Genomic DNA, 16,542 nt, shown 5'->3' on the forward strand with positions numbered 1-16,542 from the left:
GTGGACATTCGCGACCTGACGGGCGAGGCCGTCGCCGCCATAACGGTGCGCGCGGCCCGATCGGCGCTCACCACCCTCGGCACCGTGCTCGGCATCACCACGCTGGTCATCACACTCGGCATCGCGGCGACCGCGGGCAACCAGATCGTCGGCAGGTTCGACGAGCTCACCGCCACCGCCGTCACCGTCGAAGTGCCGGAGAACGATCAGGAGATCGTGGCCTGGGACGCCCTCGACCGGGTGACCCGGCTGCGCGGGGTGGTCGCCGCCGCCGCGCTGGCGGAAAGCAAGGAGAGCGCCAACCTGAGCGTGCGCTCCAACCTCCTGATCGACCCGACCAGGGTCACCGCGCAGACGCTGACCGTGGTCGCCGCCTCCCCCGGGCTGCCGGGGGCGGCGCGCGGCCGCATGGTCCAGGGCCGCTTCTTCGACAGCGGGCACGTGGCCCGCCGGGACGAGGTCGTGGTGGTCGGCGAGCAGGCGGCCAAGATGCTCGGCATCACCCGTGTCGACAGGGCGCCCGCGGTCTTCATCGGCGATCACGCCTACACCGTCATCGGCATCCTCGGCGGGCTGCGCCGCGAGCAGAGCCTGAGCAGCGCCATCATGGTTCCGCCCACGATCGGCCGGCGCTTCGGCCTGCGGCACGTCACCAGGGTGCTGGTCACCACCAGTCTGGGCGCCGCCGAGCTCATCGCCCGGCAGGCGCCCACCGCGCTCAGTCCCGGCGACGAGGGAATGCTGCAGGTGATCGCCCAGACCAGCCCGACGAGAGCGCGCGACGCCGTGCAGAACGACGTCAACGCGCTCTTCCTGATCCTCGGGCTGGTGTCGCTCGTCGTGGGCGCCGTCGGCATCGCCAACGTCACCCTCGTCACCGTCATGGAACGCACCGGCGAGATCGGACTGCGGCGCGCGCTCGGAGCCGCACGCCGGCACATCGCCGCGCAGTTCCTCCTGGAGTCCACGCTGATCGGGCTGACCGGCGGGGTGATCGGCGCCAGCCTCGGCATCGTCGCCATCGTGGCCGTCTCGGCCGCCAAGGAGTGGACGCCCGTGCTCGACGTACGGCTCGGGCTGGCCGCGCCCGTCGCGGGGGCCGTGGTCGGACTGCTGGCCGGCCTCTACCCCGCCCTGCGCGCCGCCCGGATGGAGCCGGTCGACGCGCTCAGATAGCCGGCTCTCAGCATCCTCAGACGGCCGCCCCGCGCCGGGACGCGGCGCGTCCCCCGCATTCGCGGCTCCGAGCACGCTCGCCTGGGGATGCTTCCCCCGCTCCCCGACAGGGCCGACTCATGGTCTTATATCGCTTATAGGCGTGCGATATTGTGCGCGCTAGGGAGTATTTCGTGGATCTTTGCCGTAGCGAGGATCGGCCAGATGGATGCGTCGCAAGGCGGAGGAGGAGGCCGGAGCGGAGCCTCCGGCCGACACTCCCGGGCCCCGCGGAAAGTCCGAGCTTGCGAGGAGTTTTCGTGGGTGGGGCGACAACGCCGCGAGGCGCGATCTGGGCGACCGCAGTAGGCCAAAAAGATCCACGCAACACGACCTAGTGGCCCCTACGGGTCCTCGTGGCGCGGCAACAGGAGGTGCGATGCCGTACCGACGGCAGGTCAGGCGGGTTCTCCCCGGCGGCAGGCCCCGATCGGGCCGGAGGTCGTCATGAGCGGTCTGCTGGGCGCCCTGGTCGACGACGCGGGGCTCTTCCCCCCGACCTCACTGGACATGCGCTCCGCGGTTCGGCGGCACCGAGGCGATCTCGCCGGGGGCGAGCCGATGCTGGCCCACCGCTTCCTCTGCCCGGCCGCCCGGATCGGCGAGTTCATCGCGGAACTGTCCCCCGAGGACCGCTTCCGGGTGATCCTCATCGGCGGCGCCGACCCGGCCGCCACGCGGGAGGCGATCCGCCTTGTGATCGACACACCGGCGCTCACGCTCGTCGCGGTCGAATGGGCGCCGATGGCGATCACCCCTCCCCCGTCCGACGTCGCCCCCGAAGCCACACAGCCCGCCGCCGCTTCCGAAGCGACACAGTCCGCCGCGGCTCCCGAAGCGACGCAGGCCGGTGCGGCCCTCGACACCGCGCTCCGGACGCTGGCCGACGCGGGAGCCGGTCCTGACGTCCCGCTGTTCGCCGAGCCCTCCGACATCACCGGAGCCGCCGCCATGACGGCCGCGATCGTGGCGGCCAGGGCGTCGGCCGGCCGGCCGCTCGGGCTGAAGCTCCGCTGCGGCGGCGTCCGGCCGGACCTGTTCCCGTCCGCCACCGACCTGGCGACCGCGCTGGTCACCGCGGCGGAGGCCGGGGTACCGGTCAAGGCGACCGCCGGGCTGCACCACGCCGTCCGTCATGTCGACCCCGCCACCGGGTTCACCCACTTCGGATATCTCAACGTGCTGCTCGCCTCGGCGCAGGCCCAGCGGGGCCGGTCCGTCGCCGACGTCGCGTCCGTACTGCTGGACGAGGACGCGGACCGGCTGCGGGCCCTGGCCGAATCCCTCGGTCCGGAAGAGGCGCGCCGGGTCCGGACCGGCTTCGCCTCCTACGGATCGTGCAGCACGTCCACCCCCGTACGCGAGGCCGCGGAACTCGGCCTGTCCGCGCGTGTCACGACATGATCAGCGGGAGACGCTGACGGAGGTGGGCACGGCTTGTGCTCCCGACACGGGTCACCCGCACACCAGGAGCTGCCTTGTTCTCCGAATTGGGCGAAGTGATCCTCTGGTGCGTCTGGCTCTCCCGTGACCTGATTGTCGGGCTGGCGCTGCTCGCCGCCATGCTGTTCTGCGCTTTCGTGGTGGCCACCGGACTCATCGCCGCCCTCGATCACGCGATCCGCCGTCTCGTACGACGCCTCCGGCGAGGCTCGGCGAGCGCGGAATCGACCTTCCGAGAAGACGACGACTCGGGGATCGATATCTTCCCGGGCGCCGTCAATGATTTCACCGGTCACGGTGCGCGTAGGTGACGACCTGGCCGGTCACTCCGAGCCGGAATCTTGACGTGAGTCATGTGAGAGTTGACTCTCTATTACGGGAAATTACATGTCACAGTCCGCGCCTGGACAGCTGCGGAATGTGACTGAGAAGGGTTGTTGGGCGACCAACCATCCACCGAAGGGGAATTCCGAATGAGCGTTGAGGAGCAGGTCCTGCACTACCCGATCCCGAATGACGCGGCGCTGGACCCGCCCGCGGAATGGGCGCGGCTCCGCAGCACGTGCCCGGTGACCCACGTGACGCTGCCGAGCGGCGACCGGGCGACACTGCTGACCCGCTACGAGGACGTCAAGCAGGTGCTCGCCGACCCGCGCTTCACCCGCCAGCTCACCGCGCCCGACGCGGCCCGGCTGTCGGCCGAGGGTGGGGTGTTCAACAGCGAGATGTCGCAGATCATCCCCGACGGAGGCGAGGAGCACCAGCACTGGCGGCGCCTGGTCGTCAAGTGGTTCACGGCCAAGCGCATGGCCGCCATGCGGCCCACGATGACCCAGATCGCCGAAGACCTGATCGACGACATGGTCAAGCGCGGCGCGCCCGGCGACCTCAGGGCCGACCTCGGTTTCCCGCTGCCGGTCTACGTCATCTGCGACATGCTCGGCGTTCCCGCCACCGACCGCGACCGGTTCTCGTACTGGTCGGACACCCTGCTCAACCTCACCCGCTACAGCAAGGCCGAGACGGAGGCCGCCCAGGGTGCGTTCTTCCAGTACATGTCCGACCATGTCGCCGCCAAGCGCCACCGACCGAGCGACGACCTGCTGAGCGAGCTGATCGCGGTGGGCGGCCCCGAGGACGGCGGCCTGTCCGACCTCCAGATCCTGGTCACCGGCATGGCGCTGCTGGTGGCCGGACACGAGACCACCGCCAACATGATCGGCAAGATGGTCTCGATGCTGCTGGCCGACCGTGACCGGTGGGAGCGGCTGCTGGCCGACCGTGACCGGTGGGAGCGGCTGCTGGCCGACCCGTCGCTGATCCGCACGACGGTCGAGGAGTCGCTGCGCTTCGACGCCAACTCCGGCTTCGGCCTGCCCCGCTACCTCCGCGAAGAGACCGAGGTCAGCGGCACGGTCCTGCCCCGCGGCACCACCGTGGTGTGCAGCATGGCCGCCGCCAACCGCGACGAGAGCACCTTCGAGGCCGCCGACCAGATGGACCTGACCCGCAGCCCGAACCCGCACCTGGCCTTCGGCGCCGGCGCCCACTCCTGCCTGGGGCAGGCGCTGGCCCGCACCGAACTGCAGGTCGTCCTGGAGGTGCTCCTGCGCAAGCTCCCGACCCTGGAGCTGGCCGTACCGGTCGAGGAACTGGAGCGGGTGGAGGGGCTGGCCGTCGGCGGCCTGCGCACCGTCCCGGTCCGCTGGTGAGCCGGCGCCACCGGAGCCGCCCGACAGAGAGGAACCCGAGGTGAAGGTCACCGTCGACGAAGACAAGTGCTGCGGCGCCGGCCAGTGCGTGCTGCTCGCGCCGGAGGTGTTCGACCAGCGCGACGACGACGGCATCGTCAACCTGCTCGACCCCGAGCCCGGCGCGGACCGGCATGCCGCCGTCCGCGAGGCCGCCGCCGTCTGCCCCGCGGCCGCCATCGAGCTGATCGAGTAGGTGTGACGAGGAGACCCGTACGCCTGCTGTGACGAGGCCGGTCGGGCGGTGGAGTCCGGCCGCCCGGCCGTTCTGATCGAGCTGAGCGGGACCCGGCGAACGGCCCGGCCATAGGTTCGACGCGTACCCCCTGCCCGGACAGCATTGGAGGAGTTTGTGACAAGCGCACTGTCGGCAGAGTCTCCGGGGTCTCCGGCGCTGGAGCTCGCCGCCGGACGCCTGCCCGCCTTCGTCTACGACCTGTCCGAGCTGGACGCGCACCTGAGGTCCGTACGGGCGGCCCTCGGAGACGTCGAGCTCTATTACGCCGTCAAGGCGAACCCCGACCCGGAGCTGCTGCGGATCCTCGCGCGGCACGTCGACGGCTTCGAGGTCGCCTCGGGCGGAGAACTGGCCCACGTACGCGGGCTGCACCCGGAGAAGCCGATCGCGCTGGGCGGCCCCGGCAAGACCGACGAGGAACTGGTCAGCGAGGTCACCCGGCTTCACGTGGAGAGCAGCGGCGAGCTGCGCCGGCTGGTCGCGTCCGGACACGCCGCCGACGTGCTGCTCCGGGTCAACCTCGACATCCCCGTCGACGGCGCGTCCCTGTCCATGGGAGGCGGGGCGACTCCGTTCGGCATGGACCCCGCCGCGATCGCCGAGTGCGTGGAGCTGCTCTCCGCCCAGGACACGGTCCGGCTTCGCGGGATCCACGCGCACCTCGCCAGCGGGCTCGACGCGCCGCGCATGCTGGAGCTGGCCGCCGCCGTCCTGGAGTACGCGCGGGGACTCGGCCTCACCGAGATCAACCTCGGCGGTGGCATGGCCGTCTCCTACGCCGATCCCGGCCGGCGCTTCGACTGGGAGACCTACGGCCGGGGACTGGCGGGGCTGCGCCGACCCGGCGAGGTCCTCCGCATCGAACCGGGACGGTCACTGACGGTCTACTGCGGCCGGTACGTGACCCGGGTCATCGACGTCAAGCGCGTACACGGAGAGCTGTTCGCCGTGGTCGCCGGCGGAACGCACCACATCCGCACGCCGGCGACCAAGGGGCACAGCCAGCCGATGGCCGGCGGCGAGCCGGGCGAGCCGGTCACGATCGTGGGGCAGCTCTGCACCCCCAAGGACGTGCTCGCCCGGCGCGTGCCGGTCAGCCTGAAGCGGGGGGACGTGGTCGAGTTCACCATGGCGGGCGCCTACGCGTGGAACATCTCCCACCACGACTTCCTCATGCATCCGAAGCCGGGCTTCCACTACGTCGGGGGGTGAACCGGGGGGTGCGGACGGCGATGCCGGAGGTTCAGCGCCATCTAGCCAGGACTCTTGGGCATTCAAGCCCGAGAGGAATGGCTACCTGTTCATGGTCTTTCTGTTACGGTCGGTGATGCGATTACGGGATCGAACGCACCCGGCCTGCCGGGGAACGGCTTTGTGATCTGTTATCGGAATCGCACAAGGCATGGCTTGCCGTGCCGAGGCTGCTGTCAACCAGCCCAACGCGAGAAGTGAATCTTCTTGCAACGCGGCCTATGCCTGTCCGCCAGACGGGAGCAAGAGCTGCAAGCTCTGGCCCTTCAGGGTCGAGTCGTTGACGGCAGTGTGACGAACTTGCCGAGGAACTTCCGGGCCGTGGGGGTGTCCAGCCGGTAGTCGAAGTTGGTCGCCTTGCAGGCGTCGTCGTCTCCGCTGATCGTGGTGGCCACGAGCAGATGGGAGTCGCGCCCGCCGAGGAAGTTGGGGCCGCCGGAGTCGCCGAAGCAGGTGCTGCCGTCCGTCTTGTCGACCAGCGACAGGTTGAGCCACTTGGATTCGAGGGACTCGAAGGAGATGGTCGTCTGGTTGCGCCTGTCGGCGTAGACGTACTTCCGGCCGTCCTTGCCCTTGACCGGGTTCAGCGAGCCGTACCCCACGGGGGTGAAGTCCGCCGTCTGCAGCTTGTTGTCGGCCTCGAGCTCGTCGAGCAGGCCCTCGGTGGGCAGCGTGGCGGGGGTGATGTCGGGGATCGCCGTGTCGAAGATGACGACGGCCATGTCATGGAGATCGGATTTGTCGCCGTAGAAGCGCGGGTCGGACACGAATCGGCCGGTGTAGACCGTGTCCCCCTGTTTGTAGTGGCTGGAGAAGGTGACGCGAGCGGTCTTCTTCCCGTCCTTCCCCCTCCGCACGTCGTCCCCGCAGTGGGCGGCGGTGAGGAAGACGGTCGGCGAGATGAGCGTTCCGGTGCAGAACGACCACGTGTCGTCTTTGTGTGGTTTGTCGGCGATGAGGGCCCCTACTTCAGGATGATCCGTTCCGTCGGCGGAGCCGTTCGTGATGGCCGCCGCGGGAGAAGCGACGCCCACGATCAACGCAGCAGAAATCGTGACAAAAGGGACAAAACGCATTCACGCACTGTATCCGCACATGGCGTCCACATGACACAGCGGACGGAAAGATCTACGTGCGAGGCGTTTGTACCGAAAGATCCCCGTATGACCGTCAGGGCGGCCCCAGCGGCCGCCGGCCGGCCGTGGACGGCTGACCGGCGGCGTCGGGGACGGAAGGTCAGAACATGGCGCGCGGGTCGGCGTGCAGAGGCTGCGAGAGCCGTACGGTGATGAACTCGTTGGCGTCGGGCTTGCCCGGCGTCCGGCCGGAGGAGAACGGGAAGTTGTTGTCGTTCAGGATGGCCAGCGTCTGGTCGTCGAGCAGGGCGACGTCCTCGATGGTCTGGAAGGGGAAGCGGAAGGTCGGCCCGAAGCCGCCGATCCCCTTCGGGTTGGCGAGGTCGAGCAGGTCGGCGACGAGGGTCTTGTCCAGCTTGCCGTCGTCGTCGCGGTCCCTCATGTCGGCGAGGTAGACCCGCTTGAACGCGGCGGCGTCGCCTTCCGCGTTGTCCCTCTCGATGATCAGGAACCGGTGCCGGTCGACCGCGATCGCGTCGCCGATGGCGTTCGACGGCGACTCGAGCTGATAGGTCCAGCGGTGCTTGGTGTAGGCGCCCTTGCGCACGTCGAACTCGTACATGCGGAGGGCGCCCGGCTCGTCGCCCGCCACGGTCCCTTCGAGGAGCGGGTAGAGGCGCTTCCCGTCCACGGAGCGGGCCATCCCCTCGAAGCCCTTGCTCCGGCCGAGGTTGGGGGTGCCCCCGTTCAGGTACGGATTCTCCGGCGCCTGCACGCCCGGCAGCGGGATCGGGGCACCGAGCAGCTTGCCGGTGGCCGAGAAGTGCAGCAGGAACGGGCCGAACTCGTCACCGATCCAGATCGTGCCGTCCTCGGACCGCACGATCGACTCCACGTCGAAGTCGGCTCCGGTGAGCACGCGGTCGGCCCGGGTGAGCGGGAACGTGATGTGCTTGTCGGGGTCGCTCAGGTTGAACCCGCCGAGCACCTCGACCTTGCCGGTCGACACGTCGGGCTTGATGTGGTGGACGCGCAGCAGGAAGTCGGCGCTGTTGGCCTTGGCTCCGTAGCCGTTGTCCGAGAGGACGTCAAAGGTGCCGTCACGCCGCCGCAGCACGCCGCTGAACCCCTGGACGGGCTGTCCCGCGAAGGGAGCGGAGATGCCGTTGAACGGCCCGGACCCGATCGCCGAACCGGACGGCTCGCTTCCCGGCACGAAAGTCTCGGCGGGAAGCACGGCGAAACCGGTCAGCGTGGCCTGGCCGAAGGTGTCGCCGTGGGTCCCGGCGGAGGCGGGCTGCGCGAGCCCGAACGTCAACGCGGCGGCACCGATGATGGTCAGAATCCGTTTCATGGGGCGCACGCTAGAGGGATCAGATGACCGGACATCCAACGCGAGCCGGACGGGATGTGGCCGGGCGATGGACCCGGCCGCACCCCGCCGGGCAACGCCGGGAGATCACTGCTTGGTGGTGAAGACGATCTCCACTCTCCGGTTCTTGGCCCGGTTTTCCTCGTTGGGCCTGCCGTTGACGTGGTTGGGCACCTTGGGCCGGCTCTTGCCGAAACCTCTGGCCTGGAAGGTCACGCCCGGCAGCTTCTCCTGGAGGAACCGCTGTACGGCCTGCGCCCGCCTGAGCGACAGCACGTTGTTGTAGGCGTCGGTGCCCTGGTCGTCGGTGTGCCCCTCGATCCTGACCACGCCGCCCGCGGACTCGGCCTGGATCTTCGCGGCCACCTGCTGCAACCGCTGCCGCGCCCGCGCGGTCAACAGGGACTTGTCCAGCGCGAACAGCACGTCACTGGTGAGCGCGACGGTGACCTGTTCGCCCTGCTTTACCTCGGTTTCCGTCCCATCCAACGACTCGGTCTCCGGGACGATGTCCTCGACGGGGAACACCAGGTCCTCGATCACTGCGGTCACGGTGGAGGGGACCGTCGGCTCGGCCCGGGCGGCCGCTCCCGCCCCGACCTCCCCGAAGCCGACCACGAGGGCGGTCGCGAGCACGCCCACCGCGATCCGCTCAGGAGATCGGGACATCGGTGAACACCCCCAGGGCGGGGAACTCGACGTTGACCATCGTGACGTCCGGGGGCGGCGTCCCGTAAACCGCGTACATCTCAAGAGAGCTGCCGGAGTCGACGTACTCGGTCTTGCTGCACACGCACTTGGCGTCCGACTCGGTGCCGTTGCGGGCGACGCGGTACCGCTTGCCGTTGACCGGATCGATCAGGGTGACACCCGAGACGGTGTAGTCAGTGAACGAGACGCCCAGTTTGGTGCCCGCTGACCAGCTCTTACCGTTCGGGCCGAGGTTGGCGACGGTCCAGGTAAGCGTGGCGATCTTGCCCTGCCGCTTGAGGCCGGTGATGTCGATGCGCAGGTTCTTGCCGTCGTGTGTGATCTTTCGGCTGGCGATCGCCGTGAGCTCCTCGGTCGAGACGGCCGGCCGCTCCCCGGACTCCTCGGCGGTCTGCTCCCCGGGCTCCTCGGCGGTCCGCTCCCCTGTCGAAACCGCGGTGGTCCGGTCGGCCACTTTCTCCGTCTGGGGGATCGCCTGCTTCTCGTCGCCGCCGCTCCCCTGCTGGCCGGGCAACATCCCGCAGCCTGCCAGCATCGCCGCCGCAGCGACCAGAGAACAGATCTTGATGCGCATTCTCGTCTTACCTCGTGTCATCGCTTGGCAGTGAAAGTGACCCCGACACACCGGTCCCGGCGATGTCGCGCCCATCCCATCTCCGCCTGTCGTAGATCGCGTCTACCATAGGCGGACAAACCTTCAGAATCCGCATAGCGCCCTATATGCGCAAGCCACGGCGCCGTGCCGCCTCATCGGCGAGCCCCTGGGCCGCGGCAAGGCCCTGTGTGTCACCGAGAGCGGCGAACTCTCCCACAGCACGCGTCACGGCATGGACCGCCTCATCCACCTCATCGAGGTCCAGGAAGGCGCCGGCCAGCACCAGGAGCGCCCGCGCGGCTCCCCCGCGGTCTCCGTACTCGCGGAAGGTCCCGAGCGCCTCCTCCGCGGACACGCGGGCGGCGTCGGGCCGGCCCTCCGCCATGGACACCCTCGCCAGGACCACGAGTCCCCCGGCCTCGGGCAGCCGATCCCCCAGCCGCCGCGCCAGCCCGAGGCCGCGCTCGGCCCGCGTACGCGCCTCGGACGGCCGGCGCCGGTCCAGGTACAGCCCGGCGAGGTCGAGCGAGACGGCCGCCTCGCCACGCGGGTCCCCCAGCTCGCGGTAGATGTCCAGGCTCCTCAGCAGCAGCTCCTCGGCGCGACGCACCCCGCCGAGCGCGCGCAGCGCGTCGGCTCTACCGCGCCGATCCGCCACCGCCGAGAACGCGGCCAGGCAGGCCACGAAACAGGCCTCCGCCTCAGCCGCCCTCCCCTGGGCCAGGTGGACCAGGCCGAGCCGGTGGCGGGTGCGGGCCAGTTCGCCCGCCTCCACCAGCGGAAGCGCGCGCTGGAGGGCGTCGGCCGCCTCCGGCAGCCTGCCCTCCGTACGGTGCAGGTCCGCGAGGGACCGCAGCAGCAGCGCCTCGCCGTGGCGGTGGCCCATGCGCCGGGCGGCGCGCAGGCCGATCTCCACGGTCGCGCGCCAGTCCTCGCGGTGCGCGCCCAGCTCGAAGAAAGGCGTCAGGTAGAAGGCCAGCCGCCAGGCCGACTCGTCCAGCCCGTTCCGCTGGAAGTCGGCGACGGTCGCGACCAGGAACCCCCGCTCCGCGCCCAGCCAGCGGGCCGACTCCCTGAGCTGCGTGGTCTCCAGTGCCGCCTCCCCGCCCACCGCCTGCTCCGCCGTACGGACCTGGGTCTGGCCCGAGCCCGGTTCCGCCGGCAGGAGCAGCGCCCGGGCCCGGCGGGTGCGATCGAGCGCCTCCTGGACGGCGGCGGCGAGCACCTGGGCGGACGGTCCCTCCTCCAGGGCCAGCCGCTCGGCGGCGTAGAGCCTGGTCAGGTCGTGCCAGCCGTACCGCTCCTGGCCGGCCGCGTCGAGCCCGCGCGCCTGCAGCAGGCCCGCCTCGGCCAGCGCCTCCAGCAGCCGGTCGGCGGGCGCGCCAAGGACGGCGGAGGCCGCCCATGGGGCGAAGTCGGGCGCGGACAGCGCGCCGAGACGGCGCAGCAGCAGGCGTTCCCGGTCTGAGAGCGCGCGGTAGCCGAGCGCCAGGCTGCTGCGCACCGCCAGGTCCCCCGCGCTGAGCTCGTCGAGACGGCCGTGCTCGTCCTCAAGGCGTCCCGCGAGGTGCTCGAGCGTCCAGCTCGGCCGCCGCGCCAGCCGGGATCCGGCGATCCTGAGCGCGAGCGGCAGCCCGCCGCACAGCGCGGCGATCCGCGCGGCGGCCTGCTGCTCCGCGCGCACCCGCGCCTCCCCCACGACCCTGGCCAGCAGCGCCACCGACTCATCGGCGTCGAACACGTCAAGCTCGAAGGCGCGCGCCGCCTCCAGGCCGGACAGCGGTGAGCGGCTGGTCACCACCGTCAGGCAGCCGGGGCCGGTGGGCAGCAGCGGGCGCACCTGGGCCTCGTCCGCCGCGTCGTCCAGCACCACCAGCAGCCGCCGCCCGCTCACCACGCTGCGGTAGAGGCGGACTCGCTCGGCGAGGTCGGCCGGCACGGCTCCGCGCGGGCAGCCGAGCGAGCGCAGCAGATCCTCCAGGACCGCGCCCGGCGTCCTGGCCCCGAGCGAGGCGTACAGCCGCCCGTCGGGGAAGTCGAGCGCGGTGGCCGCGTGGATCGCCACCGCGGACTTGCCCGCTCCCGCGGGGCCGTGCAGCACCAGATGGACGGGCGCGGTCCCGGCCGGGGGCACGGACCGCCGGATCCAGTCCAGCACGCGCTCGCGTCCGGTGAAGTCGGCGACGTCGGGCGGCGTCTCGTTCGGCACGCCCCGCCCGTCGTTCGACACATCCGGGCCGCCGGGCGCACTCCATCCGTCCAGGGTGTTCTCCGCGCCCGGGACGTTCAGCGCGTTCGGGGTGTTCAGCGCGTTCGGGGTGTTCGCGGCGTTCGCGGCGTTCGCGGCGTTCGACATGGTCGGCCTGTTCGGCGAAGGGGCGCCTCCCGCCAGCACCCGCGCGTGCGCCTCCCGCAGCTCGGCACCGGGTTCGAGGCCGAGCTCGTCGACCAGCAGCCGCCGCGCCTCCTGGTACGCGGTGAGCGCCTCGGATCTGCGTCCCGCCTGGTTGAGGGCCAGCATGAGCAGTCCCCACGCCCGCTCCCGCAACGGGTGCGCGGCCACGAACGCGCGCAGCTCCCCCGCCACCTCCGCGCCGCGGCCGAGCGCCAGATCCAGCTCGACCCGCTCTTCCAGCACGGTCAGCCGCAACTCCTCCAGCCGTACGGCGTGCGCCCGCCGCAGCTCGGCCGAGTCGATGCCGGCCAGCACGGGTCCGCGCCAGAGAGCCAGGGCGGCACGCAGGTCGTCGGCCGCCTCCGCGATCCGGCCCGCGTCCCTGGCCCGCCTGCCCGTGGTCACCAGGCGCTCGAACCTGTGCGCGTCCACCTGGTCGGGATCGACATCGAGGAGGTAGCCGCCGGGCACGGTGCGGATCCCGTCGACCACCTTGCGCAGGGCGCTCACGTACACCCTCAGCACCGGTTCGGCCGACGCGGGCGGCTCGTCGCCCCACACCTCGGCGATCAGCCGGTCGACGGTGAGCGGCCGTCCCGGTCGCAGCAGCAGCGCGGCCAGCAGCGCGCGGTGCTTGGCCGGGCCGGGCGTCAGGTCACGCTCGCCCGCCAGGACCCGCAGTGGTCCGAGCACGCCGAACCGCACCGCTCAGCCCTTCGCCGCTCGGAGCTCGAACGTGCGGAACCTGACCTGGAGGGGCCGCGCCGTGTCCGGGGCCGCGTACACGCCGGAGGCCCCCGGGCCGTAGGGGCTGCGCGTGTCGACGGCGTCGCCGACCAGCTCGTCGTCGAGCCACATGCTCAGGGCGACCCGCTCGCCCTGCTGCGTGCACTGGGCGACGACCCGGTTCTCGGCCGACCTCTTCACCTTGACGGGGCCGTGCAGGACGGTGCTCTTCCCGGCGCGCCGCTTGGTGATCGACGCCTCGCCCGAACCGGTGACCGCGAACTCGTAGCGGTCGCCGGTGCCCGCGTCGCCGCGGCACCACACGCCGAACTCGCCCGAGCCTCGCTCCAGCCGCATCCTGGAGCTGATCACGATGCCCTCGGCGGGTTCGCCCGAGAAGGGGGCCGACTTCCACAAACGCCAGCCGGCGTTCGCGGTCAGCACGTAGGCCCCGCCGTCCGTCTCGCTCCGGCCGCCGTCGGATGTCCCGACGGCCCAGGATTCGGCGAAGTCGGCGCGGTACGGCAACGTCGTCGTGCCGACTCCGGCGTACACGGCCCACCCGCCCGCCAGAACCGCCGCGAGCACGCCAGCGCCCACCACTGGACCCGTGATCCGCGACCACCGCCGCCGGGCCGTCGCGGGTCGCGTCTCCGATACGGCCGGATCCGATATGACAGGACCCGATATGCCCAGGGCGGCCGTTCCCGGACCCGATGTGCCCGGAGCGGCCATGCCCGGACCCGATGTACCCGGAGCAGCCATGCCCGGACCCGATGTACCCGGAGCAGCCATGCCCGGACCCGATGTACCCGGAGCAGCCATGCCCGGACCCGATGTACCCGGAGCAGCCATGCCCGGACCCGATGTACCCGGAGCACCGGTGCCGGACCAGCTGCGCTCGACGACCTGGGTGGCCGCCGCCGCGGTCGGCCGGCCGCCGACCAGCTCTTCCAGCAACCGCTGGGCGCTCGGCCGCCGCGCCGGGTCCTTGGCCGTGGCTCGTTCGACGAGGTCTCGCATGCGCTCGTCGAGGCCGTCGAGGTTCGGCCCCTCGTTGACGATGCGGTAGAGGACCTCGTGCGGTGAGCCGCCGCCGAACGGCAACCGGCCCGTGCCGGCGAACGCGATCACCCCGCCCCACGCGTAGACGTCGGCCTCGGGCGTCAGCGGCTCGCCGCGCACCTGCTCGGGCGCCATGAACGCGGGCGTGCCCAGGATCGCCTGGCTGGCCAGGCTCGGGTTGTCGATGAGCTGCGCGATGCCGAAGTCGATCACGCGGGGGCCGAGCGGCGACAGCAGCACGTTCGACGGCTTGAGGTCGCGGTGGATCACGCCCGCCCCGTGGATGGCGTGGAGGGCGGTGGCGATCCCGACCGCGAGCGCCTCCAGGTTGCCCCCGGCCAGCGGTCCCTGCTCGCGTACGGCCCGGGCCAGGTCGGGGCCCTTGACGTACTCCGTGACGAGGTAGGCGACGCCGTCCTCGATCCCGGCGTCGAGCACGGGGGCGGTGCAGAACCTGGCCACGCTGCGGGCCGCCATGACCTCGCGATCGAAGCGCCGCCGGAACGCGGGGTCGCCGGCCAGATGCGGATGGATCACCTTCACCGCGGCAAGGCCACCGGTCGGGGTGGCGGCGAGGTGCACCACGCCCATGCCGCCCCGGCCGAGCTCACGCGTGAGCGTGTATCCGCCGATCACGTTCATCCGAGTCACCTTACGGTCAAACGCCCACATCGAGGACACACGCCCTGGGGCCTCGTCGCGGCTCACGAGTGACCGGGAGACTCTCCGGACGGCTCGCGCGCGCACGGCCGGGAGCCGTTCACCGGCGCCCGCCGGATCCTGGCGGCCATGACCGCCTGATCACCGCGATCGGCCGCGGAGGTGTCATGGAGGGCCTGATCGCCGACGACGGCGGTCAGGCCCTCTCGGGTTCCCCCCGAAACCCGGTGAGACCCGTGAACATATGCCGCTTTCACCGACGTTGACGGGATACGTCAGGGCGTCTTACGTTCGTGAGGTAGATCACATCTCCGGACGAAGCCGGCGAGGGGTCGGCCCGGCGTCCGGCTTCGCAGCGAGGTGATTCATGGCGCGTGACGAGACGACCACTCCCCACTTCGACGCGGTCGTCGTGGGGGCGGGACTCGCCGGCCTGTACATGCTCCACCGCCTGCGGCGGCTCGGCCTGCGCGTACGCGTGTACGAGGCCGGCGGCGGCATCGGCGGCACGTGGTACTGGAACCGCTATCCCGGCGCGCGCTGTGACATCGAGAGCCTGGAGTACTCCTATTCCTTCTCCCCCGAGCTCGAGCAGGAGTGGGTCTGGACCGAGAAGTACCCGAGCCAGCCGGAGCTCCTGCGGTACGTCGAGCACGTCGCCGACCGGTTCGACCTGCGCCGCGACATCCGGCTCGGCACACGGGTGGCGGCCGCCCGCTTCGACGAGGCGGCGAGCCGCTGGGTGATCCGTACGGAGGCCGGCGAAGGCTCCGTGGAGAGCGCCGGGGAGAGCGCCGGGGATGACATCGGGGCGGACGCCGAGGAGACCGTGTCGGCGCAGTTCCTCGTCATGGCGACCGGCTGCCTGTCCGCTGTGAAGAGCCCCGAGGTCGAGGGTCTGGATCGCTTCCAGGGCGGCTGCCACCACACCGGCCGCTGGCCGCACGAGGGCGTCGACTTCACCGGCCGGCGCGTCGCCGTCATCGGGACCGGCTCCTCAGGCATCCAGTGCATCCCGATCATCGCCGAGCAGGCCGCCCATCTGACCGTCTTCCAGCGGACGCCGAACTTCAGCATGCCCGCCCACAACGTCCCCCTCGATCCCGAGACGCAGCGGGCCAGGAAGGCGGTGTACCCCGAGCACCGGCAGCTCGCCCGCGAGTCGGGCTTCGGCGTTCCCGTCGACCTTCCGGTGAAGTCCGCCCTGGAGGCGCTGCCCGACGAGCGGGATCAGCGTTATCAGGAGAGCTGGGACAGGGGCCTCGTCGTCGCCATCCTGTTCGCGTACACCGACCTCCTCATCGACAAGAGAGCAAACGACACCGCGGCCGAGTTCATCCGCGCCAAGATCCGCGAGATCGTGGCCGACCCGGACGTGGCCGCCGCCCTGTCGCCGACGGACCACCCCGTCGGCACCAAGCGCCCCTGCCTCGACTCCGGCTACTACGCGACGTACAACCGGGACGACGTCACCCTGGTCGATCTTCGTCGGTCGCCGATCGTGGAGATCACCACGAAGGGCATCCGGACCGCGGACGCGGAGCACGAGTTCGACGACATCGTGCTGGCGACCGGCTTCGACGCCATGACCGGCGCCCTGCTGTCCATCGACATCCGGGGGAAGGGCGGCACGTCCCTGAGGGAGAAGTGGGCCGAGGGCCCCCGAACCTATCTCGGCATCGCCACGGCCGGCTTCCCCAACCTGTTCACCGTCACCGGCCCGGGCAGCCCGTCCGTGCTCAGCAACATGATGGTGTCCATCGAGCAGCACGTCGAGTGGATAGCGGACTGCGTCGCGTTCCTGCGGGAGCGCGGCATCGCGTCGATCGACCCGACCGTGGAGGCCGAGGACGCGTGGGTCGAGCACGTGAAAGTGGTGGGCGACTTCACGCTCTATCCCACCGCCGACTCCTGGTACATGGGGGCGAACGTTCCCGGCAAGCCGCGCGCCATCCTGCCCTACTGCGGCGGCGTCGGGGTCTACCGGCAGAAGTGCGACGAGGTCGCCGCGAAGGACTACGAGGGCTTCACTCTCTCGGCGTAG

At 71.0% G+C, this 16,542-nt stretch carries 13 protein-coding genes; 7 read left to right on the forward strand and 6 right to left on the reverse strand.

All coding sequences use genetic code 11. The features are described from left to right. The 6 genes from QSK17_RS22735 to QSK17_RS22760 all read left to right on the forward strand — a co-directional run bounded on the left by QSK17_RS22735 (position 1) and on the right by QSK17_RS22760 (position 5,859). Complete coding sequence (locus QSK17_RS22735) at positions 1-1,176, forward strand: ABC transporter permease (RefSeq protein ID WP_285707111.1); 1,176 nt, start codon at positions 1-3, stop codon at positions 1,174-1,176. A gap of 486 nt (positions 1,177-1,662) precedes the next feature. Further along, positions 1,663-2,619, forward strand: a complete 957-nt coding sequence (locus QSK17_RS22740; RefSeq protein WP_285707113.1) for a hypothetical protein — start codon at positions 1,663-1,665, stop codon at positions 2,617-2,619. Positions 2,620-2,693: 74 nt separating this feature from the next. Beyond that, positions 2,694-2,969 carry a hypothetical protein gene (locus QSK17_RS22745; protein WP_285707115.1) on the forward strand — a complete coding sequence of 92 codons (276 nt, stop codon included), beginning with the start codon at positions 2,694-2,696 and terminating at the stop codon, positions 2,967-2,969. A 162-nt stretch (positions 2,970-3,131) separates the two neighbouring features. Continuing rightward, positions 3,132-4,370, forward strand: a complete 1,239-nt coding sequence (locus QSK17_RS22750) for a cytochrome P450 (protein ID WP_285707116.1) — start codon at positions 3,132-3,134, stop codon at positions 4,368-4,370. Positions 4,371-4,410: 40 nt separating this feature from the next. Then, on the forward strand, positions 4,411-4,605 hold the full coding sequence (locus QSK17_RS22755) for a ferredoxin (protein WP_285707117.1): 195 nt from the start codon (positions 4,411-4,413) through the stop codon (positions 4,603-4,605). Between the two features lie 156 nt (positions 4,606-4,761). Continuing rightward, the gene (locus QSK17_RS22760) at positions 4,762-5,859 is read left to right on the forward strand and encodes an alanine racemase (RefSeq protein ID WP_285707118.1); all 1,098 of its coding nucleotides are present in this window, start codon (positions 4,762-4,764) and stop codon (positions 5,857-5,859) included. A 305-nt stretch (positions 5,860-6,164) separates the two neighbouring features. Here QSK17_RS22760 and QSK17_RS22765 read toward each other — a convergent pair whose 3' ends face one another. The 6 genes from QSK17_RS22765 to QSK17_RS22790 form a co-directional block, all read right to left on the reverse strand. Then, positions 6,165-6,974 (reverse strand): trypsin-like serine protease, encoded by an 810-nt coding sequence (locus QSK17_RS22765; RefSeq protein WP_285707119.1) that lies wholly within the window; start codon positions 6,972-6,974, stop codon positions 6,165-6,167. Between the two features lie 160 nt (positions 6,975-7,134). Then, the gene (locus QSK17_RS22770; protein WP_285707120.1) at positions 7,135-8,328 is read right to left on the reverse strand and encodes an esterase-like activity of phytase family protein; all 1,194 of its coding nucleotides are present in this window, start codon (positions 8,326-8,328) and stop codon (positions 7,135-7,137) included. Between the two features lie 105 nt (positions 8,329-8,433). Then, positions 8,434-9,015: an OmpA family protein gene (locus QSK17_RS22775; protein WP_285707121.1), complete on the reverse strand. Its 582-nt coding sequence runs from the start codon at positions 9,013-9,015 to the stop codon at positions 8,434-8,436. Continuing rightward, entirely contained in the window at positions 8,999-9,631 is a 633-nt protein-coding gene (locus QSK17_RS22780; RefSeq protein ID WP_285707123.1) for a hypothetical protein, read from the reverse strand. Before QSK17_RS22780 ends, QSK17_RS22775 begins: the two co-directional genes overlap by 17 nt. A gap of 142 nt (positions 9,632-9,773) precedes the next feature. Further along, complete coding sequence (locus QSK17_RS22785; RefSeq protein WP_285707124.1) at positions 9,774-12,740, reverse strand: AfsR/SARP family transcriptional regulator; 2,967 nt, start codon at positions 12,738-12,740, stop codon at positions 9,774-9,776. A 15-nt stretch (positions 12,741-12,755) separates the two neighbouring features. Further along, positions 12,756-14,480 (reverse strand): serine/threonine-protein kinase, encoded by a 1,725-nt coding sequence (locus tag QSK17_RS22790; protein ID WP_285707125.1) that lies wholly within the window; start codon positions 14,478-14,480, stop codon positions 12,756-12,758. 385 nt (positions 14,481-14,865) lie between these two features. On the opposite strand from QSK17_RS22790, the gene QSK17_RS22795 reads away from it, so the two are divergent. Next, positions 14,866-16,542 carry a flavin-containing monooxygenase gene (locus QSK17_RS22795; protein WP_285707127.1) on the forward strand — a complete coding sequence of 559 codons (1,677 nt, stop codon included), beginning with the start codon at positions 14,866-14,868 and terminating at the stop codon, positions 16,540-16,542.

This window comes from Microtetraspora sp. NBRC 16547 (genome assembly GCF_030268965.1).
GTDB lineage: Bacteria > Actinomycetota > Actinomycetes > Streptosporangiales > Streptosporangiaceae > Microtetraspora.

What these genes read in the sequence shown, in the direction of transcription:
- QSK17_RS22790 (WP_285707125.1), bottom strand. Translation starts at nt 14,480, where the DNA reads ATGAACGTGATCGGCGGATACACGCTCACGCGTGAGCTCGGCCGGGGC.
- QSK17_RS22750 (WP_285707116.1), top strand. Translation starts at nt 3,132, where the DNA reads ATGAGCGTTGAGGAGCAGGTCCTGCACTACCCGATCCCGAATGACGCG.
- QSK17_RS22795 (WP_285707127.1), top strand. Translation starts at nt 14,866, where the DNA reads ATGGCGCGTGACGAGACGACCACTCCCCACTTCGACGCGGTCGTCGTG.
- QSK17_RS22775 (WP_285707121.1), bottom strand. Translation starts at nt 9,015, where the DNA reads ATGTCCCGATCTCCTGAGCGGATCGCGGTGGGCGTGCTCGCGACCGCC.
- QSK17_RS22740 (WP_285707113.1), top strand. Translation starts at nt 1,663, where the DNA reads ATGAGCGGTCTGCTGGGCGCCCTGGTCGACGACGCGGGGCTCTTCCCC.
- QSK17_RS22780 (WP_285707123.1), bottom strand. Translation starts at nt 9,631, where the DNA reads ATGCGCATCAAGATCTGTTCTCTGGTCGCTGCGGCGGCGATGCTGGCA.
- QSK17_RS22770 (WP_285707120.1), bottom strand. Translation starts at nt 8,328, where the DNA reads ATGAAACGGATTCTGACCATCATCGGTGCCGCCGCGTTGACGTTCGGG.
- QSK17_RS22765 (WP_285707119.1), bottom strand. Translation starts at nt 6,974, where the DNA reads ATGCGTTTTGTCCCTTTTGTCACGATTTCTGCTGCGTTGATCGTGGGC.